Annotated in this window: 23 protein-coding genes; 15 read left to right on the plus strand and 8 right to left on the minus strand. The window is 71.7% G+C overall.

The window, feature by feature from the left end:
• Genes O7610_RS03770 through O7610_RS03800 form a run of 7 tightly spaced genes read left to right on the plus strand, consistent with a single transcriptional unit; the run spans position 1 to position 5,535 of the window.
• Positions 1-831 (plus strand): 2-keto-4-pentenoate hydratase, encoded by an 831-nt coding sequence (locus O7610_RS03770; protein ID WP_289213562.1) that lies wholly within the window; start codon positions 1-3, stop codon positions 829-831.
• Positions 831-1,757, plus strand: coding sequence for an acetaldehyde dehydrogenase (acetylating) (locus O7610_RS03775; protein ID WP_289212649.1), 927 nt, complete (start codon positions 831-833; stop codon positions 1,755-1,757). Before O7610_RS03770 ends, O7610_RS03775 begins: the two co-directional genes overlap by 1 nt.
• Positions 1,754-2,785 (plus strand): 4-hydroxy-2-oxovalerate aldolase, encoded by a 1,032-nt coding sequence (gene dmpG / locus O7610_RS03780; RefSeq protein ID WP_289212650.1) that lies wholly within the window; start codon positions 1,754-1,756, stop codon positions 2,783-2,785. The genes O7610_RS03775 and dmpG overlap by 4 nt, the downstream gene beginning before the upstream one ends.
• Positions 2,782-3,561, plus strand: a complete 780-nt coding sequence (locus O7610_RS03785) for a 2-keto-4-pentenoate hydratase (RefSeq protein WP_289212651.1) — start codon at positions 2,782-2,784, stop codon at positions 3,559-3,561. The genes dmpG and O7610_RS03785 overlap by 4 nt, the downstream gene beginning before the upstream one ends.
• Positions 3,558-3,989, plus strand: coding sequence for a RidA family protein (locus tag O7610_RS03790; RefSeq protein ID WP_289212652.1), 432 nt, complete (start codon positions 3,558-3,560; stop codon positions 3,987-3,989). Before O7610_RS03785 ends, O7610_RS03790 begins: the two co-directional genes overlap by 4 nt.
• 5 nt (positions 3,990-3,994) lie before the next feature.
• On the plus strand, positions 3,995-4,519 hold the full coding sequence (locus tag O7610_RS03795; protein WP_289206742.1) for a 3-hydroxyanthranilate 3,4-dioxygenase: 525 nt from the start codon (positions 3,995-3,997) through the stop codon (positions 4,517-4,519).
• Positions 4,489-5,535, plus strand: a complete 1,047-nt coding sequence (locus O7610_RS03800) for an amidohydrolase family protein (RefSeq protein ID WP_289212653.1) — start codon at positions 4,489-4,491, stop codon at positions 5,533-5,535. Before O7610_RS03795 ends, O7610_RS03800 begins: the two co-directional genes overlap by 31 nt.
• On the opposite strand, the gene O7610_RS03805 is transcribed toward O7610_RS03800, so the two are convergent.
• The gene (locus tag O7610_RS03805) at positions 5,514-5,948 is read right to left on the minus strand and encodes a MarR family winged helix-turn-helix transcriptional regulator (RefSeq protein ID WP_289212654.1); all 435 of its coding nucleotides are present in this window, start codon (positions 5,946-5,948) and stop codon (positions 5,514-5,516) included. The genes O7610_RS03800 and O7610_RS03805 overlap by 22 nt on opposite strands.
• A gap of 97 nt (positions 5,949-6,045) precedes the next feature.
• On the opposite strand from O7610_RS03805, the gene O7610_RS03810 reads away from it, so the two are divergent.
• The gene (locus O7610_RS03810) at positions 6,046-7,305 is read left to right on the plus strand and encodes an oxidoreductase (RefSeq protein ID WP_289212655.1); all 1,260 of its coding nucleotides are present in this window, start codon (positions 6,046-6,048) and stop codon (positions 7,303-7,305) included.
• Here the strand turns inward: O7610_RS03810 and O7610_RS03815 are convergent.
• From O7610_RS03815 to O7610_RS03830, 4 genes are all read right to left on the minus strand, one after another.
• Positions 7,274-7,474, minus strand: coding sequence for a DUF397 domain-containing protein (locus O7610_RS03815; RefSeq protein WP_289212656.1), 201 nt, complete (start codon positions 7,472-7,474; stop codon positions 7,274-7,276). The genes O7610_RS03810 and O7610_RS03815 overlap by 32 nt on opposite strands.
• On the minus strand, positions 7,465-8,229 hold the full coding sequence (locus O7610_RS03820; RefSeq protein WP_289212657.1) for a helix-turn-helix domain-containing protein: 765 nt from the start codon (positions 8,227-8,229) through the stop codon (positions 7,465-7,467). The genes O7610_RS03815 and O7610_RS03820 overlap by 10 nt, the downstream gene beginning before the upstream one ends.
• A 158-nt stretch (positions 8,230-8,387) precedes the next feature.
• The gene (locus O7610_RS03825; protein ID WP_289212658.1) at positions 8,388-8,789 is read right to left on the minus strand and encodes an MmcQ/YjbR family DNA-binding protein; all 402 of its coding nucleotides are present in this window, start codon (positions 8,787-8,789) and stop codon (positions 8,388-8,390) included.
• A gap of 40 nt (positions 8,790-8,829) precedes the next feature.
• Entirely contained in the window at positions 8,830-9,582 is a 753-nt protein-coding gene (locus O7610_RS03830) for a MerR family transcriptional regulator (RefSeq protein WP_289206735.1), read from the minus strand.
• Between the two features lie 63 nt (positions 9,583-9,645).
• Here O7610_RS03830 and O7610_RS03835 point away from each other — a divergent pair, with 63 nt between their 5' ends.
• Together O7610_RS03835 and O7610_RS03840 are read left to right on the plus strand one after the other, a co-directional pair.
• The gene (locus O7610_RS03835) at positions 9,646-10,341 is read left to right on the plus strand and encodes a hypothetical protein (protein WP_289212659.1); all 696 of its coding nucleotides are present in this window, start codon (positions 9,646-9,648) and stop codon (positions 10,339-10,341) included.
• Positions 10,342-10,361: 20 nt separating this feature from the next.
• Positions 10,362-10,877, plus strand: a complete 516-nt coding sequence (locus tag O7610_RS03840; RefSeq protein WP_475050070.1) for an RNA 2'-phosphotransferase — start codon at positions 10,362-10,364, stop codon at positions 10,875-10,877.
• Here O7610_RS03840 and O7610_RS03845 read toward each other — a convergent pair.
• Positions 10,862-11,830, minus strand: coding sequence for an aldo/keto reductase (locus O7610_RS03845; protein ID WP_289212661.1), 969 nt, complete (start codon positions 11,828-11,830; stop codon positions 10,862-10,864). The genes O7610_RS03840 and O7610_RS03845 overlap by 16 nt on opposite strands.
• A 347-nt stretch (positions 11,831-12,177) precedes the next feature.
• Between O7610_RS03845 and O7610_RS03850 the strand changes: the two genes are divergently transcribed.
• The 5 genes from O7610_RS03850 to O7610_RS03870 all read left to right on the plus strand — a co-directional run bounded on the left by O7610_RS03850 (position 12,178) and on the right by O7610_RS03870 (position 15,372).
• Positions 12,178-12,651 carry a hypothetical protein gene (locus O7610_RS03850; RefSeq protein ID WP_278168465.1) on the plus strand — a complete coding sequence of 158 codons (474 nt, stop codon included), beginning with the start codon at positions 12,178-12,180 and terminating at the stop codon, positions 12,649-12,651.
• A 127-nt stretch (positions 12,652-12,778) separates the two neighbouring features.
• Complete coding sequence (locus O7610_RS03855; protein ID WP_281554373.1) at positions 12,779-13,642, plus strand: phosphotransferase; 864 nt, start codon at positions 12,779-12,781, stop codon at positions 13,640-13,642.
• 49 nt (positions 13,643-13,691) lie between these two features.
• Positions 13,692-13,967, plus strand: a complete 276-nt coding sequence (locus O7610_RS03860) for a type II toxin-antitoxin system Phd/YefM family antitoxin (RefSeq protein ID WP_289212662.1) — start codon at positions 13,692-13,694, stop codon at positions 13,965-13,967.
• Positions 13,964-14,218 (plus strand): Txe/YoeB family addiction module toxin, encoded by a 255-nt coding sequence (locus O7610_RS03865; RefSeq protein WP_281554376.1) that lies wholly within the window; start codon positions 13,964-13,966, stop codon positions 14,216-14,218. The genes O7610_RS03860 and O7610_RS03865 overlap by 4 nt, the downstream gene beginning before the upstream one ends.
• Positions 14,219-14,343: 125 nt before the next feature.
• Entirely contained in the window at positions 14,344-15,372 is a 1,029-nt protein-coding gene (locus tag O7610_RS03870; protein WP_289212663.1) for a hypothetical protein, read from the plus strand.
• Between the two features lie 108 nt (positions 15,373-15,480).
• Here the strand turns inward: O7610_RS03870 and O7610_RS03875 are convergent, their stop codons facing one another.
• Together O7610_RS03875 and O7610_RS03880 are read right to left on the minus strand one after the other, a co-directional pair.
• Positions 15,481-20,091 carry a S8 family serine peptidase gene (locus tag O7610_RS03875; RefSeq protein WP_289212664.1) on the minus strand — a complete coding sequence of 1,537 codons (4,611 nt, stop codon included), beginning with the start codon at positions 20,089-20,091 and terminating at the stop codon, positions 15,481-15,483.
• Positions 20,092-20,427: 336 nt separating this feature from the next.
• Positions 20,428-23,385 carry a helix-turn-helix transcriptional regulator gene (locus tag O7610_RS03880; RefSeq protein WP_289212665.1) on the minus strand — a complete coding sequence of 986 codons (2,958 nt, stop codon included), beginning with the start codon at positions 23,383-23,385 and terminating at the stop codon, positions 20,428-20,430.
• Between the last annotated feature and the right edge of the window lie 73 nt (positions 23,386-23,458).

Genomic DNA, 23,458 nt, shown 5'->3' on the forward strand with positions numbered 1-23,458 from the left:
GTGACTGTGGACATCGAGGCCGCCGTCGCGGCGCTGGCCGGGGCGTACGACACCGGGGCGCCGTGCCCGCCGCTGCGCGACCGGCTGCTGCCCGCCGGCGACGTCGCCGCCGCATACGCGGTGCAGCGGGAGTTGGTGGCCGGCTGGACAGGCGCGGGCCGCCGCCGGGTCGGCGCGAAGATCGGGTTGACGTCGCCGGCGGTGCAGGCCGCGTTCGGCGTCTACCAGCCCGACTTCGGGGTGCTCTTCGCCGACATGACGGTCTGCGACGGCGACGAGGTCGACCTGGGCGGGCTGATCCAGCCCAGGGTGGAGGCCGAGGTGGCGTTCGTGCTGTCGGCGGATCTGCCGGACGGGCCGGCGACCGTGCTCGACGTGCTGCGGGCCACCGACTTCCTGCTACCGGCGGTCGAGATCGTCGACTCCCGGATCACCGACTGGGACATCTCCATCGTGGACACGGTGGCGGACAACGCCTCGTCGGGGCTGTTCGTCCTCGGTGACCGGCCGGTGCCGCCCGCCTCGGTGGACCTGCGCGAGTGCGGCATGGTCCTGGAATCCGCCGGTGAACCGGTGTCGGTCGGCGCCGGGGCGGCCTGCCTCGGTAACCCGGTGCACGCCGTCGCCTGGCTGGCGTCGACCATGGCCGCCGCCGGGGATCCGCTGCGGGCCGGCGACGTCGTGCTCTCCGGTGCGCTCGGCCCGATGGTGCCGGTCACCCCGGGGGCGGCGTACGAGGCGCGGATCGCCGGGCTCGGCTCGGTACGGACCAGATTCAGCGCGAAACCGGCCGACCGGTCGGCCGACGGCGAGTCAGGGGAGGGGTCGTGATGGGTGTCGGGGTGGCGGTGATCGGGTCGGGCAACATCGGTACCGATCTGATGATCAAGGTGCTGCGGTTGTCGGAGTCGCTGGACATGGTGGCGATGGTGGGTATCGATCCGGAATCCGACGGGCTGGCCCGCGCTGGCCGGTTGGGTGTGGCGACCACGAGTGATGGGGTCGACGGCCTGGTGGCGATGCCCGAGTTCGCCGACGTGCGGCTCGTGTTCGACGCCACGTCGGCGGGTGCGCACCGGCGTAACGACGAGATCCTGCGGGCGCACGGGCGGACGGTGGTGGATCTGACCCCGGCTGCGGTCGGCCCGTACGTGGTGCCGCCGGTCAACCTGGACGCGCACCTGGCCGAGCGCAACGTCAACATGGTCACCTGTGGTGGGCAGGCGACGGTGCCGGTCGTCGCCGCTGTCGCGGCGGTGGCCCCGGTGGCGTATGCGGAGATCGTCGCGTCGATCGCGTCCCGTTCGGCCGGTCCGGGCACCCGGGCGAACATCGACGAGTTCACCCGGACGACGGCCCGCGCCCTGGAGGTCGTCGGCGGTGCCGGTAGGGGTAAGGCGGTCATCGTGCTGAACCCGGCGGATCCGCCGCTGCTGATGCGTGACACCGTCTACTGCCTGGTCCCGGCCGGCGTCGACACCGGCCGGGTGGCCGCCTCGGTGGCGGCCATGGTCGGGTCGGTCGCCGGGTACGTGCCCGGCTACCGGCTCAAACAGCGGGTGCAGTTCGATCCGGTCGACACTTTCGTGCCGGCGCTGGGCAGCCATTTCACCGGCATCCAGGTGTCGGTGTTCCTGGAGGTCTCCGGTGCCGGGCACTACCTGCCCGCCTATGCCGGCAACCTGGACATCATGACCTCGGCCGCGTTGCGTACCGCGGAACGTCTGGTCGCTGTCCGAGCGGAGGCGCGGTCATGACCCGGCTGTACGTGCAGGACGTGACGTTGCGCGACGGCATGCACGCCATCGGGCACCGGTACGGCGTCGACCAGGTGCGGCAGATCGCCGCCGCGTTGGACGCGGCCGGCGTCGACGCGATCGAGGTCGCCCACGGTGACGGCCTGGCCGGCTCGTCGGTGACGTACGGGCACGGTGCGGCGTCGGACGCCGACTGGATCACCGCCGCCGCCGAGTCGATCAGCCGGGCGACGTTGACCACGCTGCTGCTGCCCGGGATCGGCACCGTCGACGACCTGAAAGCCGCCCGGGACCTCGGCGTCACCAGTGTGCGGATCGCCACCCACTGCACCGAGGCCGACGTCGCCGCCCAGCACATCTCATGGGCCCGCGACCAGGGTATGGACGTGGCCGGCTTTCTGATGATGTCGCACATGAACACCCCGGACGGGCTCGCGCAGCAGGCCAAGCTGATGGAGTCGTACGGGGCGCACTGTGTCTACGTCACCGACTCCGGCGGTCGGCTGCTGATGGACGACGTCGCCGCCCGGGTCGACGCCTACCAGCAGGTGCTGGACCCGGGCACGCAGATCGGTATCCACGCCCACCACAACCTGTCGTTGGGGGTGGCGAACAGTGTGGTCGCCGTCGAGCATGGCACCACCCGGGTCGACGCCTCCCTGGCCGGGATGGGTGCCGGGGCCGGCAACGCGCCCCTGGAGGTGTTCACCGCCGTCGCGGACCTGCACGGCTGGGCGCATGGCTGCGACACGTTCGCGTTGATGGACGCCGCCGAGGACCTGGTCCGGCCGCTGCAGGACCGGCCGGTCCGTGTCGACCGGGAAACCCTGTCGCTCGGCTACGCCGGCGTCTACTCCAGCTTCCTGCGCCACGCCGAACGCGCCGCCGACCGCTACGGCCTGGACGTGCGGTCCATCCTGGTCGAACTCGGCCGCCGCAGGATGGTCGGCGGCCAGGAAGACATGATCACCGACGTCGCCCTCGACCTCGCCGACGCCGCCAACACCGCCCACGGAGGCACCCAGTGACCAGCACGGACGTCGACCTCGCCGGGTTGGCCGCCCAGCTCGACGAGGCGGCCGTCACCGGCACCCCGATTCCGCAGCTCGCCGAGGCGCTCGGCATTGACGTCGACGCCGCGTACCGGGTGCAGCGGGCGCTGATCGCCCGCCGCACCGGCCGGGGCGAACGCCTCGCCGGCGCCAAGATGGGCCTGACCAGCAAGGCGAAAATGGCGCAGGTCGGCGTCGACTCCCCGATCCTCGGCCAACTCACCGACACCACGCAGGTGCCCGACGGCGGCAACGTCGACATCTCCGGACTGATCCACCCCCGGGTCGAACCGGAGATCGCCTTCCTCCTCGACAGGCCACCGACACCCGGGATGCCGTTCACCGACGCGGTCCGGGCCGTCGCCCCCGCCCTGGAGGTCATCGACTCCCGCTACGCCAACTTCACCTTCTCCCTGCCCGACGTGATCGCCGACAACACCTCGGCAGCCCTGTACGCCGTCGGGCCCTGGCAGCCGGTCCCGGACGGCGTCGACAACCTCGGCGTACTCCTCGACGTCGACGGACGCACGGTGCAGACCGGATCGACGGCGGCCATCCTCGGCGACCCCCGCCGCGCGCTGACCGCCGGGATCGCCCTCGCCGACCGGCACGGCCCGGCCCTGCGGGCCGGCTGGATCTTCCTGGCCGGCGCCGCCACCGCCGCCGTCCCCCTCCCACCCGGCGCCCACGTCCGCGCCACCGTGCAAAGCCTCGGCACCGCCGCCTTCACCACCACCGGAGGTACGCGATGACCGCGCACCTGGTCGCCGGCAAGGCCACCCCACGCGGCAAGTTTCCACACGTCAAGGTCGCCGGCGGATTCATCTTCGTCTCCGGTACGTCGAGCCGCCGCCCCGACAACACCATCGCCGGTGCCACGGTGGACGAGTTCGGCACCACGCAACTCGACATCCGGGAGCAGACCCGCGCGGTGATCGCCAACATCGCCGACCTGCTCGCCGCCGCCGGTGCCGGCCTGACCGATCTGGTCTCGGTCACCACGTACCTGGTCAACATGAACGACTTCGGCGGCTACAACCAGGTCTGGGCGCAACACTTCGACCACACCGGACCCACCCGGACCACCGTCGCCGTCCACCAACTACCCCACCCACATTTGCTCATCGAGATCCAGGCCATCGCCGTAGCACCGGCTGACGCCCCCACCCGGAAGGAGTGACACCCGTGAGCGACATCGCCGAACCGGTCAACTTCCCCCACTGGGTCAGTGAGAACGAGCACCTGCTCAAGCCGCCGGTCAACAACAAGCAGCTGTTCCCCACCGGCGACGATTTCATCGTGCAGGTCGTCGGCGGGCCCAACCAGCGCACCGATTTCCACGTCGACCCGTACGAGGAGTTCTTCTACCAGGTCAAAGGCAACATGCACGTCAACCTGATGACCGACGACGGGCCGCAGACCGTGCACATCCGGGAAGGCCAGATGTGGGTGCTGCCCGGCTACGTGCCGCACTCGCCGCAACGCCCGGAGGCCGGCTCGATCGGGGTCGTCATCGAACGGGTCCGCGAGGAGGGCACCCTGGAGAAGTTCCAGTGGTACTGCCTCGACTGCGGAAACCTGGTGCACGAGGTGGAGTTGCAGGTGCGCGACATCGTCGCCGACCTGCCGCCGGTCTTCACCGCCTTCTACGGTGACGAGTCCGCGCGTACCTGCGACAAGTGCGGCGCGCTGCACCCGGGCAAGGGCTGAGCCTCACCGTGACCGACGCCGGGCAGACCATCGACGTCCACACCCACCTGGTGCCCAGGGGCTGGCCGGATCTCGCCGCCGCCTGTGGGGGGACCGGCTGGCCGTGGCTGCGGGTCGACTCCGAACGCGCCGCGATGATCATGGTGGGTCAGACGGAGTTCCGGCCGGTCGGCCCGCAGACCTGGGACCCGGCCACCCGGCTGGCCGACATGGACGTCGACGGGGTGGACGTCCAGGTCGTCTCGCCGACGCCGGTGTTCTTCGCCTACGACCGGCCGGCAGACCAGGCGGTCAAGGTGGCCCGGATCTTCAACGACCTGACCCTGGAGGTCACCGCCGCCGGAGGTGGCCGGCTGGTGCCGTTCTGCCAGGTGCCGTTGCAGGACCCCGACGCCGCCTGCGCCGAGCTGGACCGCTGCCTGGCCGCCGGCCACGCCGGGGTGGAGATCGGCAACCACGTCGGCGACCGTGACCTCGACGACGCCGGCATCGTCGCCTTCCTGCGACACTGCGCCGACGTCGGCGCGCCGGTGTTCGTCCACCCGTGGGACATGCCGGACGGGCCACGACTGGACCGGTGGATGGCCCGCTGGCTGTCCGGCATGCCCGCCGAGACCCACCTGTCGATCCTGGCGCTGATCCTCGGCGGCGGCTTCGACCAGCTGCCCCGTACGCTGCGGATCTGCTTCGCCCACGGCGGCGGCAGCTTCCCGTTCTGGCTGGGCCGCGCCGACAACGCCTGGCACCGCCGGGGCGCCGTGGTACGCGGCCGGTCGGCGCACCCGCCGAGCCACTACCTGGACCGGTTCTACGTCGATTCGGTGGTGTTCGACCCGGCGGCGCTGCGGCTGCTGGTCGACACGATGGGTGCCGACCGAGTGCTGCTGGGCAGCGACTACCCGTACCCGCTGGGGGAACGGCCGGTCGGCGCGGTGATCGACAAGGCGGACTTCCTCACCGCTGACCAGCGGGCTGCCCTGAGCGGCGGCAACGCCTACCGGTTCCTTACCGGCTGACCGGCGGCGACCTGCCGGAGCAGGGTGGCGAGTTCGCGGAGCAGCTGCGGTGGGCAGCCGGCGAACGGGCTCGCCTCCAGCGTCGCCGCGATGATCTCCTGGCGTACCTGTCGGCCCTTGTCGGTGAGGGCGAGCACCCGGCCCCGCCGATCGGTGGGGTCGACGCTGCGCTCGACCAGTCCGCGCTCGATCAGCTGGTTGGCGATGAAGCTGAGGTTGGGGGCGTTGCAGTACAGGCGCTCGGCGAGCGCCTTCATCGACGGTGCCGGTCCGGCCGGGTCGATCGCCCACAGCGCCTGCGCGGTCGCGTTGGTCAGCCCGTGGGCGGTCAGGGCGGGTTCGAGCCGGTCGCTGGTCGTCATGAAGATCTCGTGGTTGGCGCGGATGGCGTCGACGAGGTCCCGGTGGTCCACCGGCCGACGGTACCACTTGCGCTTCGAGTCTCGAACTATTACGGTCTGAAACGCTTCGAGTCTCGAAGCATATCGTCGGAGCCGAGGAGCCCACAGCATGTCCCAACTGGCCGAACCGCTCGAACTGCCCAGCGGGCAGGTCCTGCCGAACCGGATCGCCAAGGCCGCCATGGAGGAGTTCCTGGCCGTCGCCGGCCAGCTGCCCGGCACCGAGCTCGCCACGCTCTACCAGCGCTGGGGTGCCGGCGGAGCGGGGCTGCTGATCACCGGGCACGTCATGGTCGACGAGCGGGCCCTCGCCGACCCCTCCGACGTCGTGCTCGCGGACCGTACCCCGCTGGAACCGTTCCGGCGCTGGGCGGCGGCGGCGACCGCTGGCGGTGCCCGCGCCTGGATGCAGATCAACCACCCAGGCCGGGTCGTCCACGCGGACATGCCGGGGCTGGCCTGGTCGGCGTCGGACATACCGGTCAGCATCGGTCGGCTGTCCCGCTTCTTCGCCCAGCCCACCGCGATGACGCCGGAGCAGATCGACGAGGTCGTCAACCGGTTCGGTCGCACGGCACAACGAGCGGTCGAGGCCGGATTCGACGGGGTGGAGATCCACGCTGCCCACGGCTACCTGATCAGCCAGTTCCTCTCCCCGCTGACCAACCGGCGAACCGACCGCTGGGGAGGTGAACTGCGCAACCGGGCCCGGCTGCTGGTCGACGTGGTCACCGAGGTCCGGCGTCGACTGCCCGACGGCGCGGCGGTCGCGGTCAAGCTCAACACCGCCGACTTCCAGCGCGGCGGCTTTGACCCGGACGACGCCAGGCAGGTGGTCGGCATGCTCGCCGACACCGGCGTCGACCTGGTCGAACTCTCCGGAGGGTCGGTGGAGAGCCTGGCCACCAACGGCTACCCGGCGGACGGACACACCCTCGCCCGGGAGGCTTACTTCCTCGACGCCGCCGCGACGATCATCCCGCAGGCCCCGGTGCCGGTGATGCTCACCGGCGGCGTGCGACGCCGCGCCGTCGCCGAGCGGGTACGCACCCAGGGCGCGGCTGTCGTCGGAGTGGCGACGGCACTCGCCGTGGACCCGGAGCTACCGCGGCGCTGGCTGCGCGGCGAGGAAGCAGCGGCCACGGCCCCGGGCCCGCGCTGGAAGAACAAGCACCTGGCCTCGGCGGCCACCCAGGCCGTCGTGCACTGCCGGCTCCGCCAGGTCGGGCGAGGAGCCGCCGACCCCGGCCGGGCAGACCCGGTCGTCTCCCTCATGCAGGAGCAGCTCCAGCGACGCCGGTCGCTGCGGCGCTACCGCCGCTGGTTGGCGGAGCCGGTCAGCGTACGGACGTGGTCCTGGCCAGGGTGACGAAGGCGGACCAGGCGGCGGGGGCGAAGGTCAGGGTGCCGCCGTCGCGGTCCTTGGTGTCGCGGACGTGGACCCGGCCGGGCACGTTGTCGGCGACCTCGACGCAGTTGCCCCCAGCGGGGTTGCTGCGGGTCGACTTGCGCCAGCGAGGGGTGGTGCTCAGCTCCATGTCTGCACCGCTTTCAGGATCATGTCGTGGGATTCCTCGACAGGCAGAGCATAGCTGCGGACACCTTCCCAGGACCGCTCCAATATCTGCACGTCGGCCGGGTTGCTGATCACGTCGCCGCCGAAATGGGAATCGACGTAGCCGAACACGTGATCGTCCACGGTCGCCATCGCGAACGAGCCGTTAAGCCCGTGGTAGGCGTCGGCGCTGCCCGGCACCACGTGCACCCAGATGTTGGGGCGCGCCGCCGCCTCGGCGAGACTGCGCAGCTGCTCGGCCGTCTGCTCCGGCGTGCCGACCTGACGGTGCAGCACGCTGCGGTCGAGGACGGCGATGAACTCGGCCGGGTCGTCGGCGCGGGTGAGCACCTGCTGGCGGGTGAGCCGGTTCGCCAGCCGGGTCGGCACGTCGTCGACCGGGCCGACGCGCAACAGTCGTTCGGCGTACTCCCGGGTCTGCAACAGACCCGGGACGACCGCGAGCTCGAACGACCGCAGCAGGGTGGCCCGCTCCTCCATTTCGGCCCACGGGCGCAGGAAACCGGCGAAGGACATTCCGCGCGCCTCGGCGGAGGCGCGCTGCACGCGGTCGCCGCTGCCCAGCACGTCGTCGAGGATCTTCGCGTTCTGCTGCACCGGGACCAGGCGGCCGTTCTCGTAACTGCCGATCGACGACGCGCTGAGCTGGATCAACGCGCCGAGCTGCTGCTGGGAAAGCCCGCGCTCGGTGCGCAGGGTGCGAATCAGGCGGTGCACCTCGTGCATTGTCGGATCCCCGATCTGCTGATGGTGGGGCGGTGCGTCGAATGCCACCCCTACCTCTATCAGTACGACGGATCGGAGTCCATGATGGATATCGGATAAATTCCGGATAGTTTGTGTGATCGATATCGGGTGCTGTCGGGTCTTGTGTCTTATCGGGTCGGCTGTGCGTCGAGCCGGGCGATCCGGCGGGGCCCGGCGGTGCGCCGGTAGCTGGCGTCGAGCAGCTCGCCGATCTCGGCCCAGTCGGTGTCGTCGGTCAGATCCACCCCGACCCAGCCGGAGGCGGCCAGGTACGCCGGGGCGTAGCAGCGCGGCTCGGCCAGCAGCGCCGCCCGCTCGTCCGGGTCCACCAGCACCAGTACGGAGTGATCATGCTGCTGGTAGACGCCGCCGACCTTCACCGAGCCGCCGTAGTAGGCGAACACCTTCGTGGTGTAGAAGGCTGGATGGCCGTGTGAGATCTTCTCGGCGGCGTCGGGGAAGGCCAGCGCGAGCCGGCGTACCTCGGCGAGCAGCGGGTCGGCGTCGTCGAACATGATCGGGTGCGGCATGACGGTAGGTAATCACACCCGGCTGACACTTCGGTCCCGTTCACCGAGCCGGCCGGGCGCGCTGATGCAGGCGGGTCGGTCGGTCCGGGCGGGCCGCGACCGGGATCTCCAGGACGGTGACGGCTTCCCCGTCGCCGTCGACCAGGTGATCCTCCGCCGTGGGACCGGCGACTGTCAGATCTTGGCGGGGCAGCCAGGCGAACAGCTCGAGCCCGGCGCGGACCACGCCGGTCGCCGGTGCGACAACGGCCCGGACCACGGTACGGGCGGGCAGGTCGAGCCGCTCGCCGGGCCCCTCGGTCGCCACCGCCGCCCGGAACACCGCCTCCGGCCAGCCGCGGAGCCAGGTCAGCAGCACCGTCGGCGGCCGCAGACACAGCGTTGCCAGCTCGGCGGGATCGGCGACCGTCAGATGGCGTACCCGCAGCCGGCGGGCACCGACCTGCGCGACCTGCGGCAGCACCGACGCCGTACCGGCGAGGTGGTCCTCGGCGTCGGCGACCGTCGCCGTACGGGCGGCGATGTCGTCGCGCAGCACCGCCACGGTCTCGGCCAGGGCCTGCCGCAGCTCGGCGTCGGGGGCGTCCAGCAGGTCGGCGATCCGGCGCAGCGACAGTCCGAGGCGTTGCAGGCCACGGATGCGTTCCAGCCGGGTCAGTTCGGCCGCGCCGTACCAGCGGTAGCCGGTGAGCTGGTCGGTCGCTGCCGGCGGCAGCAGCCCGACCTTGTCGTAGTGCCTCAGGGTCCGCTCGGAGACCCCGACCATGCGCGCCACCTCACCGATCCGCCACACGCCGGTGTCCTCCTGCCCCGCAGTGTTGACTCTGCCCCTGCGGCAGGGTTTTAGCGTGCCGCCATGGATGCCGTTGAACGCGATTCCGCCGCCCGGCTGACAGGCGTACTGCTGCTGGGGTCGTTGCTTGCCATGCTCGCCGGTGTCGGCGTTGTCGTGCCATCCGGGTTGACCCTGAACCCGGCCGACCCGGCCGCCGTGCTGACGGCGGTGCACGCCCGGGTCGAGCTGCACCTGATCGAGTTGGCCCTCGACGTGATCGGCTGGCTCGCCCTGCTCGCCGCCGGTCTGGTGCTGGCCGCGCGTCCCGACCGTCCCCGCGCACACCTGTCCGTGCTGGCCGGCGGACTGCTGACCGGCGCCGGCCTGGCCGGGCTGCTGCACGACGCCGGAAACCTGGCGGTCACCCAGCTCGCCGCCGACCCCAACCAACCGGCTGCCGTGGCGGTGGCGGAAGGGCTGCTGCTCACCGCGAAGTGGACGGTCAACCTGGCCGGGCTGCTCTGGGTGGCTGCGACCGTGGCGGCCGCGTCCGGCATCGCGTTGCCGACCGGGCTGCGCTGTGCCGGGGTGGCCGTCGCAGTGTCCGGTGCCGCCGGCGTGGTCCTGCCCTGGACCACCGGGACCGACGGCCCGTCGGCAGCTGCGGAACAGCTCGGCTATGCCCTGCATCTACCGGTGATGCTCTGGTGGGGCGTGCTCGGCTGGCGGCAATGTCGATGCGGGCGGGTGCGCCGTACGGCGACAATGCCGGTGTGAACGACAAGGTATTGGTCAGAATGAGCAAACGGATGTCACTGGCGCTGCGCCACGCGCCCGACCGGTTCGCGCTCGAACTGGACCCGGCCGGCTGGATTCCGGTGACGGACCTGCTCGACGCGCTGCGGATCACCCGGCTGGAGCTGGACACCGTCGTCAAGCGGGACAGCAAGCAACGGTTCGCGCTGCGCCGCGACCCCGACGGCACCGAGCAGATTCGGGCGAACCAGGGGCATTCGGTCCCGATCGACCTGGGGCTGGTCGCGCTGCCTCCGCCGGAGCGGCTCTACCACGGCACCACCGCCGCCGCGCTCGACTCGATTCGGGCCACCGGGCTGCACCGGGCCCGGCGGCACCACGTGCACCTGTCGGCGGACACCGACACGGCCCGCCGGGTCGGTGCCCGGCGGGCCGGTGGCGTCGTGTTCCTCACCGTCGACGCGGCGGCGATGGCCCGAGACGGTCACCTCTTCTATCGCAGCGCCAACGGGGTGTGGCTGACCGACGCGGTGCCGCCCCGCTACTTGGATATCTGATCAGCGACGCGTGCCTCGATGGTCGCCATCAGGTCGGCCGGAAGCAGACCGGCGGACGCCGCCGCGAGACATTCGCGCAGCTCGGTGCGGTTCTTCACCCCGAGCACAACGGTGTCGACGCCGGGCATCGACAGCGTGTACCGGTGGGCCAGCGAGGCGGCCGACTCGCCCAGTTCGCCGGCCAGCTCGCGCAGCGGCGCGGCCCGCCGGAAGTCGACCATGGTCGGATGCTCCGGCGGCAGGTCCCGGTCGACGGCGTCGGTGAACGCGCCGGCCGCGACCGCCCGGATGCCCATCACTCCGACGCCGTGCCGGCCGGCGGCCGTCAGGATGTCGCGTGGCCGGGAGCCCCCGCTGCCGGGCATCAGCAGATCGCCGGGGGAGTCCAGCAGGTTCGTCACACACTGGGCGACCGCCGGGGACGGCTGATCGCCGAGCACCCGGATGATCACGTCCGGCTCCTCGACGGCGGTGATCCCCCAGGCGCCGATCCGGCCGCGCCGGACCAGATCCTCGAACGCCGGCCGGACGGCTTCGGTGAACAGGTCGGCGGAGGTCGCCCCGGTGGTGCCCGGCGCGGCCTGTGCCACGATCGGGTTGTGCAGCAGTAGCGCGTCGACGAACGACAGTCGCATCCGCTGCAGGCTGTCGTCGAGGGACTTCTCCAGCAGGGCCGCGACGTCACCGGCGGCCGGGTTGCCCAGCCCGCATTTGGTGACGACCCGTACGCCGGCCGGCAGGTTGCCGTCGAACGCCGCGCCGACCACCCGCTCCGCCTCGCCGTCGCCGTAGCCGGGCGCGACGTCGAGCAGGTCGATACCGGCGTCGACCGCCTCCCGTACGGTCGCCACCGCCTCGTCCCGGTCGGTGACGCCCCAGACCTGGCCCAGCCCGCCCCCACCGAGGGTGAGGACGCTGACCGGTCCGACGCTGCCGAGAGGTCGCTGTTCCATCGTCATGTGCTCCTTCCGATGATCCTGTTGCGACTCAGGATTGCACCTGGAGCGCGCTCGAGGTCAACCGTGGACCGGCTCGGTCACCTACGAGGTGATCGGTGTGCCAGCCGTCGGCCAGGTTGCCGGGAGGGTTGGCCGAGACGAGTCATCTCCGTCTGTTCGAGATTTCCCAGACATTGACTAGTATCACAGAGATGGCGTCGTAGACATCGAAACAAAGCAATGATTAACGGTCAGAAAGGGGCAAACGCATGAATGGATTCGACAGGCGAATGGGTGGACCGATCAGCCGGTCGCTCCGTCGGCTGACGGTTGTCGCTCTGGCTGTCACCGTGGGGCTCTTCGTGCTCCCGGCGACAGCAGCGCAGGCTGCCACGTGGCGGTCGGCGACATCCACCGGATGGGGGCCGAGCCCGGCCGCCGGCCAGCAGAACGCGGCGAACAACGCCCGCGCGGCGCTCACCTCGCTCGCCGCAAACCTCGGCGAGACCTGCAGCAATGTCACGGTCTCTACGCCGCGACACCTCTACACCGCGCCCGACGGCTCGGCGTACGTTTACGAGGCGACAGCCACCGGCTACTGCGTACCGGCCCCGCCGCCACCGTCGTACACCGTTGCCCGCTCGGCTACCCGGCAGGGCAGCGGTGCCACCTCGACCAGCGCGATCCAGAACGGGGCCCAGGCTGCCCGCGCCGACATTCTCGCCGTCGGCGTGGCCTGCGCGAACTGGGCGACGAATGCCAGCAATGTGTTCACCGCGCCGGACGGATCCTGGCACGTCTACAACGTCACGGTCAGCGCTCTCTGCACGAACTGACAAGCCTCGGCATTCGGCAGGCTCGGGTGCGACATACGCGCAACGCACTTGGACAGTCGTCAGCCCATCGCCGTCGACGTGGCCGCCTGTCCGTAGATCAGCGCGCCCGCCCGTAGGATCCGGGGCTGTGGACCCGGCGCTCGGCACACTCACCGGGCAGCAGCGGTCGTTGTTGGACCGCTGGCTGCCCGGCGTGAGCGTCGAGCGGGACCACAGCTGGGGCCTGGTGGCGACCACCGTCCTGGAGGTGACGCATGCCGGGTCGCGGTTCATCGTCAAGGCCGGCGGCGACCGTGACCATCACCTCGCCCGCGAACTGCACGCCCACCGGCACTGGCTGCGCCCGTGGACCAGGATCGGCCGCGCTCCGGCGTTGGCGTACGGCAGTGCCGAGGCGAAGCTGCTGGTCACCCGGTTCCTGCCGGGTGAGCTGGCGCTCGGCAGCGGGCACGCCGACGACCCGGACGTCCACCGGCAGGCCGGCGAACTGCTGGCGATGCTGCACGCCCAGATTGCCGTCACCGACGATGACCACGAGCGGCGGGAGAACGACAAGTCGCTGTCCTGGCTTGCCAGCCCGCACCGGATCGACGACGACACGGTACGGCGGTTGCGCGCCGAGATCGCCAGCTGGCCGACGCCGTCGGCGACCCTGGTGCCCACCCACGGCGACTGGCATCCGCGCAACTGGCTCGTCGACGGTGGCGTGGTCAGTGTGATCGACTTCGGCCGCGCGGCGCTGCGTCCCGCGTACACCGACCTCGCCCGGCTGGCCGTCAACGACTTCCGCCGTACGCCGGGCCTCGAAGCGGCGTTCCTCGACGGCTACGGCCCCGATCCGCGTACGGCCGACGCATGGCACCGCACCCAGGTCCGGGAGGCGATCGGCACCGCCGCGTGGGCCTACCGGGTGGGCGACGAGCGGTTCGAAGCCCAGGGCCACCGCATGATCGCCGACGCGACGGGCGACCGACCCGACCGTCGGGCATGAGCAAAACGCCGCTTCAGGTACAATTTTCTGTACCTGTGCGGAGGTGATCATGCGGACGGTGAACTTCACCCAGCTGAGGCAGAATCTGGCTGCCGAGCTCGACAGCGTCGTCAACGACGCCGAGGAGGTCGTGGTGACCCGGTCGGGTCATGAGCCGGTCGTCATCGTGCCGCTCGCCGAGTACGAGTCGATGAAGGAGACCGAGTACCTGCTCCGTAACCCGAGCAACGCCGCAGCCCTGCGGCGATCGATCGCAGAGCTGGAAAACGGCGACGCGCAGGAGCAGCAGCTCGTCGATCCAACCGCCGGACGGGACGTTGCGTGAGACTGGTTTTCACCGCGACAGCATGGGCCCAGTACCTCAGCCATACGGATCGAAAGTTGATCAAACGCATCAACGACCTCATCGCCGACGTGATGCGTAACGGTTACGAGGGCATCGGCAAGTCGGAGCCCCTTCGTGGCGAGCTGTCCGGATTCTGGTCCCGCCGGATCGATCGCGAACACCGACTCGTGTACCGGATCACCAAGGAGGACGTCGAGATCGTCGCCTGCCGGTACCACTACGAGCGTTGACCTCCTCCAGTCCCGGCGTCAGCCGGGGAGGTGGTCGGCCCAGGTAGGCACGGATGGCGGCGTCGACATCGCCGCGGCTGTGCGATCGGTCACCGTTGTCCAGGAGGTCGCGGATCCGTTTGCCATTGTCCATCGCCCAGTCCTCTCCAGCCGGTGCGCGACCCGAGGCGCTGGCCGAGGCCCGGTGGGCGTTGACCAGACTGGAGTCACCCGCCGGCCGGGCGCCGTTTCCCGCCGATCTCACCCCGGCGTACGGCGTGTTCTACCAGGGCTGGACGAACTGGCTGCGCGGCGGCGTACTCAGCCTGCAACCGCCGGGCGGTCGGGACCGGGGCGAGCTGGCCCGGTTCACCGAGGCCGCGGCGGACCTCGGCGCGGCCTTCGACACCACCCTGGACACGACCGGGTCGCCGTACCTGCCGGCGTACCACGGGCAGGCCTGGCCGGTGGACTCCACGGTGGCGGTGGCGTCGCTGCGGCTGCACGACAGCCTGTTGCCGGACCGCTTCGACGGTACGGTGGCGCGGTGGCTGGCCGGCGTACGGCAGCGTCTCGACCCGGCCACCGGCCTGCTGCCGCACCGCGTCGACCCGGTGACCGGGGCACCGGCCGAGGTGGCCCGCGGCACCTCGCAGAGCCTGATCCACCGGTTCCGGCCGGAGATCGACGCGGCGTTCGCTTGGGAGCAGTACCTGACCTTCCGGGACGGGTTCGTGGCCGCGCCGCTGCGGCTCGGCCCGGCGGTGCTGGAGTACCGGGCCGGCACCAGCGGCCCGGCCGACGTCGACTCGGGGCCGCTGCCGCTGGGGGTGAGCCTGTCGGCCACCGTGGTCACCCTCGGCGCGGCCCAGGTGCACGGCGACGCGGCGTTGGCCGGCGCGCTGGCCAGCTACGGCGATTTCGCCGGCCTACCGGTCGACACCCCGAACACCCGGCGGTACGCGTTCGGGCTGATGCCGATCGGTGACGCGTTCCTCGCCTGGTCGAAGTCCGCGCGGCCGTGGGTCGCCGCCGCCGTTGATCCGCCGCCGGCCGGTGTCTCCTGGACGTGGCGGCTGCCGCTGCTGGCGCTGTTGTCCCTCGTGGCGGTGCTGCCGTGGCTGCCCGCACTGGTCCGCCGCCGGCCCGCGAGCAGGAAGCCGGTGAGCCGGTGAGCCGTTTAGTCGGCCGACAATGGCGTACGCCCCGAGGGGTCACCTCGGGGCGTACGCTCGGGGCGGCTCACCGTCGACGGGTCATCTACCGGCGAGCCGGGTCACGGGTCAGCTGGTCTCCAGCGCTCCCGCCGATCGGCCGCACACCTGGCGCAGTGCCCAGTCCTCGACCCGTACGTCACCGGCGGTGACCTGGGTCTGGCGGGTCTGCGGCATGTAGCCGTCCTTTGCCACGATCATCGTGACCGGGTTGTGCCGGTGGTCGAGCCAGTGGGCGTAGCCGCCGTCGGCGTCGGTGGTCAACGGCAGCTCCATCGTCCACGTGCTCAGCTGCACCGTCGCCCCGGTGATCGGGGTCAGGTCGCCGTCACAGCCCACGGCGGAGACCGTACCGGTGATCTTGCCCCAGGTGTCCGGCGGGGTGACGGTCATCGTCACCGGCACCGTGTCCACCGCGTACGGCGTGTCCTCGAAGACGGTGACGCCGGTGGTGTAGGTGCCCGGCTGGGCCACCTCGGCGGTCAGGGTCAGCGTCACCGTGAGGCTTTCGCCGGGGGCGATCGTGGCGGTGCCCGGGTCCACCGTCAACCATTCGGTGTCCGTCATCGACCCGCACTGGTCGAAGCCGGGCAGCAGTTCCACTGTGCTGGTCGGTTGGAATCCGGAGATCGCCGATCCGCCGACCCGGTAGAGCCCGCAGGCGCTGCCCGGCCGGAAGCTGGGGCTGTTCGCCGTCGGCAGGGGCGACCACGCGTCGGTCGCCGGGTCGTAGGCGTACCCCTCGTTGGTGATCGCCTGGGTGCCGGTGCCGCCACCGGAGATCAGCAGCTGGTTGTCGGCGGTGTGGTACGCCGAACCCCACAGGTTCACCGGCAGGTCCGCCACCTGCGTCCAGGAGTCGCTGGCCGGGTCGTAGGAATAGCTGGCGGTCACCGGCTGGCTGTTGGACAGTCCACCGGCACAGACGATCCCGCCGCTGACCGCGCCGCAGGACTGCCAGGCGATCGGCACCGGGTAGCTCGCGACGGTGTCCCAGGCGTCGGCCCGGGGGTCGTAGCGGAACACCTGGTCGCTGTACGGGGCGCAGCTGGTCGTGGTGCAGCCGCCGACCACGTACAACTCGCCGTCGAGCACCGCCGATCCGGCGGCGGCCGACGCGGCCGGCACGTCGGCACCCGTGCTCCACCCGCCGGTGGCCGGGTCGAAGATCAGCGTGTCGGTGTTCAACGTGCTCCACCCGCTGACCAGGTAGACCTTGTCGCCGATGACGCCTTCGGCGGCCTGGCTGCGGGCACCGTACGGCATGTCGTCGAGCCGGGACCAGGCCTGGGTGACCGGGTCGTAGACGTACACCTGCGCCAGCGACGACAATCCGCTGGACCCGCCGAACGAGTACAACTTGCCGTCGACGGTGACCGCGCTGTTGTCCATCACCGTCCGGGGCAGCCCCGGCAGGCCGAGCCATGGCTCAGCCGCAGGGGTCGCCGCCGGTGCGGCACCCGGCCCGAACGCCGTCGCCGACGCGGCCCCGGCGAGCTGCTCGATCGGCGCGTCCAGCGGAATCCGGCGGGTCGGTGCCCCGGCGGCCGCCGCGATCTGACGCGACGCCGCCCGCGAACCGTCGGCACGCTGGATCTCGAACTCACCGGCTCGTTCGCTCAGCTCCACCTCGGCCGGCGCGCCGCCGGTGTTGGTGACCGTGACCTCGGCGGTCGTCGCTCCGCCGAGCTGCACGGTCGCCTCGACCGGCGAGCCGGTCACCGTCAGTCGTCCGGCCGCCAGCTTGTAGTTGTGCCGGGTGACCCAGTCCTCGGTGACCTCTGCCCATCGGGCCAGCTCCGCGTACTGGTTCACCGAAGCGGTGATCCGGTGCCGGCCGGCGGGGGAGAACAGGGCGTAGAAGCCGTCGTCGAGGTCCGGGTCCTGCGGCGTCGCGACGGTACGGGTGCCGACGGAGCCGTCGACCGGCGTCACCTCGGCGTCGGCCAGCCCGGCGCCGGTGTTGGCGTCCCGGACGAAGCCGACGGCCAGCCCACCTTCGACCTTCACACACTCGAACTCGGTCTCGGTGATCCAGTCCACCGCGTTGCTGAAGACCCGGGCGCTGTCGTCGTGCCAGGTCTGCGGCCCGGTGTTGTAGCTGGCCGCGTGCATCGACAGCAGCACGTGCCGGTTGTTCGTCCGCTGCTGCACCCCGATGCCGACTCCGACGGTACCGACCTCCGAGGTGACGGCGTTGGCGATCACCATCCGCCCCTCGCCGCCGTACGCGTCGAAGAAGCCGTAGTACTTGGAGTAGTTGTCCGTCTCGTCGAAGGCGATCCGCCCGCCGAGCGGGAACCCTTCCACCACCGGGTGTTCCTGCATCACCTGGTACGACAGGTCACCCTCGGTATCGTAGACGATGCCGCTGCTGCGGGCCCCCGGGTTACCGGTGTACTGGCTGAGCATGTAGATGCCGTTACCGCCCACGTTGGACCAGGTGTCCAGGAACAGCACACCCACGCCGGCCGCGTCGGTGTCGGCCAGGAACCGCAGGAACGTCTCCTCGCCGGGGTTGCTGGGCCGGTTGACGATGATCGCGTCGTAGCCGGACACGTCGGTGTCCCAGCCGACCTCGGTGGTCGGGACGCCCTGGTCGTCGAGGAAGGTGCCGATCTTTCCGGCTTCGTCGCCGAGGATCCCGATCCCGGCGGAGAAGGCGTAGCCGGGCGCGGACGCGCACCGCTGCACCGGCGCGGCCACGTCCATGGTTCGGTTGCCGCCGTGCACCTGCACCGGCTGCTCGACGGTGCCGTAGCCGTCGTACTGCGGCTCCACCACCAGGGTGTACGTCGCGTGGGTCGGCAGGACCAGCCGGTACCGGCCGTTGAACGGGTTGGTGAAGGTGCTGACCTCGGTGCCGGCCACGCTGACCTTGGCGTACAGCGGCCAGCCGTGCCCGGAACCGTCCCGGACCAGCCCGCTCAGTGCCATCGTCGGCAGCGCGGTCAGCGAGACGTCCTCGATCGTCGTCCCGCCCAGGGTGACGGTCACCTCGGTGCTCCGTTCGGCGTAGCCGAACGCGGTGACCGTCACCGGGTAGGTCCCGACGGTCAACCGGACCGAGTAGGAGCCGTCCGCCGCGGTGACCCGCTCCCGGACCGTCTCGCCGCCGATGGTCACCGTCGCGCCCTCGACCGGCGCGCCGGTCGCCGCGTCGGTGACCACACCGGACAGGGTCCCGGTGTCGCCGGCCGGAGCCGCTTCCAGCAGCGCCAGCGCGTCGAGGCGGCCTTCGCCGTACACGTTGTTGTCCGCTCCGGTGCCGCCGCACTGCGGGTCGGCGGTGTCGATCGCGGTACGGTCGAACAGCTCCCGGGTCGCGTCGGTGTCACCGATCAGTGCTGGGGCTGCGGACCACAGCAGTGCCGCCGTGCCGGCGACGTGCGGGGCGGCCATCGAGGTCCCGTTCTCGCTGTAGTAGCTGTCGCCTGGTCCGGACGAGCGGACCGCGACCCCGGGTGCGGAGATGTTCGGCTTGAACTCGCCGTCCTGGCCCGGACCGCGGCCGGAGAAGTAGGCGATCTCGTTGTCGACGTCGTACGCGCCGACCGAGTAGTTCACGGAGCGGCTACCGGGCGACCCACTGGACTGGCAGCCCTGCGCGCCGCTGTTGCCGTTGGACCAGATGCCGAGGATGCCGGCGGCGTCCCAGGCCAGCGACACGTCCTCCATGAAGGGGTCCAGCGAGGGCTGCGTACTGCCCCACGAGTTGTTGATGATGTGTGGACGTTTCCCGGCGTCAGGGTTCTGCCCGTCGAGGTCGGTCGGTGCCAGCAGCCACTGGCCGGAGGCGACCAGCGCCGCGTCGGTCGGGCAGCAGCCGTTCGCCGCGATCCAGTTCGCATCGGGCGCGACGCCGATCCGGTTGCCGGTGCCGCCGTCGCCGACCATCGTGCCCATCGTGTGGGTGCCGTGCGAGCCCCGGTCGCACGGGGCCGCGCCGCACCTGCTGTCCGCGTCGAACCAGTTGTAGTTGTGGTCGTACGTGCCGTCGCCCAGGTTGCCCCGGTACTGGGCGACCAGCGCCGGGTGGTCGAACTGGACACCGGTGTCCAGATTGGCGACGGTGATGCCGGCGCCCCTGGTGCCGAACTGCTCCCACACGTCGTCGGCGTTGATGTTGGCGATGCCCCACTCGACGTCCTCGGCCTGGGTGCCACGCACGCCCGCACCGTCGGCGTCGTCGCGGACCGGCTCGTCCGGGGTCGGCTCGATCAGCTGGTACTCGACCGGCTGGTAGAGGCCTTCGACGTCGGGCCGGGCCGCCAGCTCCTGGGCCAGCATCGACGAGCCGTCCAGTACGTAGATCGCGTTGCTGGCCCAGAATGCCTGGTAGGTAACGCCCTCGGTGTCGAGCAGGTGTCGGACACTGGTCTGGCTGGTGGCGGCGGTGGTTCGCAGCGCCTCGGCGACCGCCTCGCCGCGCGCCGTCCAGTCGTCGATCTGCCGTGCCTGCGCCAGGTCGGCCCGTTCGGCGAACCGGATCCACAGGTCGGTGGCGCCGTCGGACTGCAGCGACCGCTCCAGCTCGGGCTGGATCTTGTCGGCGACGCCGCGCGCCGGGTCACCGCCCGGATCCGGGCCGGGCCGGGGTGCCGCCGCCGCCGGATTCGGTGCGGCCAACGCCACACCGGCCAGCAGCACCAGCGACAACGCTCGTGCGATGGGTCTCATTGGGGGTTCCTTCCGTGGGATCGGCCACGCGGGTGGGCACGCCGTGCCCTCACAGGGGTTGGTACGGGTCACGGCGTTCCGCGCTGCAGGTCGCGCAGGTACCGGTGCCACCGTCGGGTGCCGCGTCCGCGCCCGCCTCGGGTCCGCCGGGTACGGGTCGCTCGGATTCGGGGTCGGATTCGGGCGCGGGTTCATCCGTTGACCGCCCTGGTGGCTCGTGCATGCAAGTCATGCTGCTGAGCCGGCGGATCGTTAGCTATCCAGCAGATACGTCAAAGAATCGACCGGTCGCGGTCGATGTGCCCGATCCGGTTTCAACCGGGTTGCCGGGCCGTTTCAGTCGTCCGCCGTGAGGACGCCGGCCTCCACGGCGGCGACCGCCAGCGCGGTACGGCTGGACACCCGCAGCTTGCGCATCGCCGATCGCAGCTGCTGATCCACTGTGGCCGACGACTTGGCGAGGATCCGGCCGATCTCCCGGTTGGTGTGCCCGGCCACCACCAACCGGACCACGTCCAGCTCGCGCGGGGACAGCCGGTCGCCGTACCCTTTGCGGCCGCCCCGCCACCGGCGCGGCACCTCCCCGCCGTGTTCGCGCAGCCGTCGCGCCACCCGGTCGGCGGCACCGCGCGCGCCGAGGTCGGCCAGACCGTCGTACACCTCGACCAGCAGAGCCCGTCCCGGCTCGGCCCGCTCGGCGGCCAGCAACGCCAAAGCCTGCCGCTCCCGGGCGAGTAGGGCGTCGTACGGGCGCGGCAGCGCCGCCCACGCGCGGGCGGCCCGGTCGAAGCCGGCCGCCGCCCGGTCATGGTCACCGGCTGCGTCGGCCAGCGCGGCCCGGCACACCGCCAGCGCGGCCGCCGGGCCCGGCGCGGCCCTCCCGCGTAGCCCGCCGGCGAATCGACGCACGAGTTCGGCCGCCTCGTCCGGCCGGCCGGCGGCGAGCAGCGCCGCCACCCGCGCCGGGGCGATGTCGGTGGCCCACACCCATACCCGCTTGGCGGCGACCGCCCCGATCGGACCATCGGTGACCCGTACCGCCCGATCGGCCTGCCCGTCGTCGAGCCACAGCCGGGCCAGCATGGCGGCCGGCTCCACCGTGTCGTCGACCGCGCCGCGCCGGGCCGCCTCGTCCAGCACCACCTGGAACTGCTGCTCGGCGTGGCGTAGCTGACCGGTGGCTGCGGCCAGCCGTCCGGCCAGCCGCAGACTCGCCAGATAGACGCCCGGCCGGTCGCGGTCCACCTCGGCCAGTTGGGCGGCCCGGTCGGCCAGGCCGTCCCACCGGCCGGTGAACCAGTCCAGGTTGGCCTGTTCCACCAGGACGTTGTAACGCAGCCGGACCAGATCCTCGGCGTCGGCGAGAGTCAGCGCCACCGACAGGTGCCGCCCGGCGTCGGCGTACCGGCCCCAGATCAGCGCCCCGGTGCCGACGTTGGCGTGGATCCGGGCGATGTCACGTCGTTCGGCCGGCGCCGCGCCATCGGTCGGCAGCCCGGCCACCACCTCCCAGGCCTGCGGCTCGCCGAGCATCAGCAGCGCCGCCGCCCGGTTGCCGGCCAGCGACATCCGGTCGGCGGCGGACGGGATCCGCGGGATCAGCTCGGCGGCCCGGTGCAGCCACCGCAGATGGGTGGCGGCCGGCCACGGGCCGGCGTACGCCCAGCCGAGGTAGGTCATCGCACGGGCCGCCTCCACCGGGTCGGCCAGGTGCTCCACCGCCCGGCCGAGTTCGGTGAGCGCGGCCTGTGCCTCACCGCCGATGATCAGCAGCCGGCCCAGCGGGTTGCGGATGTCGGCCTGCTGCCGTGCGGTCAGCTCGGTCGACTCCAGTACGGCCCGGAGGGTGGCGACCACCCGGTGGTAGATGTCGTCGACCGGTTCGCGGCGGCCGAGCGCGGCGACGGCGGCGGTACGGGCGATCCGGGCCCGGTCCGGTGCCGCCAGTTCCGCCACGGTCAGCAGCTCGTCGAGGGTGACTGCGGCGGTGGTGTGGTCGCCGGAGGCGATCATCCGATCGGCGGCGGCCTCTGCGTACCGGGCCCAGCGCGCCACGTCACCGGCCTCGCGGAAGTGTCGGGCCAGCTGGGCGACCGGCGGCGGATTCAGACCCTCGACCGCCTGTCCGGCCAGCAGATGCAGCGTACGCCGTTCGGGGTGCGCGATGGCCTCGTAGACGGCGGTGGCGGCGAGGACGTGCCGGAACCGCCACCGGCCGCCGCCGGGGTGGTCACGTTCGTCGCTGTCCAGCAGGCCGGCGGTGGCCGCCTCGGCCAGTCCGGCCCGGCAGGCCCGGGTCAGCAGGCCGGCGGTGGCCGCCAGGGTGGCCTCGTCGGCGGGTTCGCCGAGGACGGCGGCGGCGCGCAGCACCCGCTGTGCGGCCTGGGTCAGCCGCCCGACCCGTTCCCGGGTCGAGTCCCGTACCGACGCCGGCACCTGCAGCTCACTCAGGCTCAACCGCACCCAGCGTCCGTCCCGGAACACCACGTCGGCCCGGTCACACAGCAGGCGTACCGACTCCTCGACCATCAGCGGCACGCCGCTGGTGCGCTGGTGCAGGAAGGTGGCGAACTCAGTCGACATGGGATTGCCGTCCAGCATCGACGAGACCATCGCCGCCGTGTCGGCGACGTCCAGCGGCGCCAGGGTGATCCGCAGCCGGGCGCCGCCTCCGGACGCCGGCCGGGACAGCCGCAGCAGCAGCGAGTGGTCGTCGACCTCCTCGGGGCGGTAGGTGACCAGCAGGCTCGGCCCGCCAGGTGCCGCGCGGGCGGCGAGGAACACCAGGAACTCCTGGGTGACCTCGTCGGCCCAGTGCGCGTCCTCGACGACGAGCAGGTCGATGTCGAGCGCGCGGATCAGCTCGTCCAATGCCCGGAACAGCCGGTGCCGGGCGGCGGTTGCGTCGTCCACCGGGTCCAGTGGCGGCGGCAGCTCGGCCGACCATTCCGGCAGGAGTGGGCGCAGCGCCCCGGCCAACGCGCTCAGCCGTATCCCGGTCAGCCGTGGCCGGACATCGCGCAGCGCGTCCACGATGGGCGCGAGGGTGAGCGATTCGCGTAGCGGTGGGCAGACCGCCAGCAGAGTGCCGGGGCGTGGACCGGTCTCAGTGGTCGACGTCTCCCGGACCAGGCGGCTCTTGCCGATCCCCGCCTCACCCTCCAGCAGGACCACCGCCGGGGGACGGGTGAGCGCCGTGGCCACCGCCGCCACCTCACCGGACCGTCCCACCAGCCGTGGCGCCGCTATCGGCACCGCTGTGCCCGCCGCCGCAGCGTGCCCGCTCACCCGCATCGTCGGAGCGTATCCCGCAGTTCGGGGCAGTCGGCAGGCCGTCGCCGTCGCATCCACCGGTCCTCGCGTCCCC

The organism is Solwaraspora sp. WMMA2065, from assembly GCF_030345075.1.
Lineage (GTDB): Bacteria > Actinomycetota > Actinomycetes > Mycobacteriales > Micromonosporaceae > Micromonospora_E.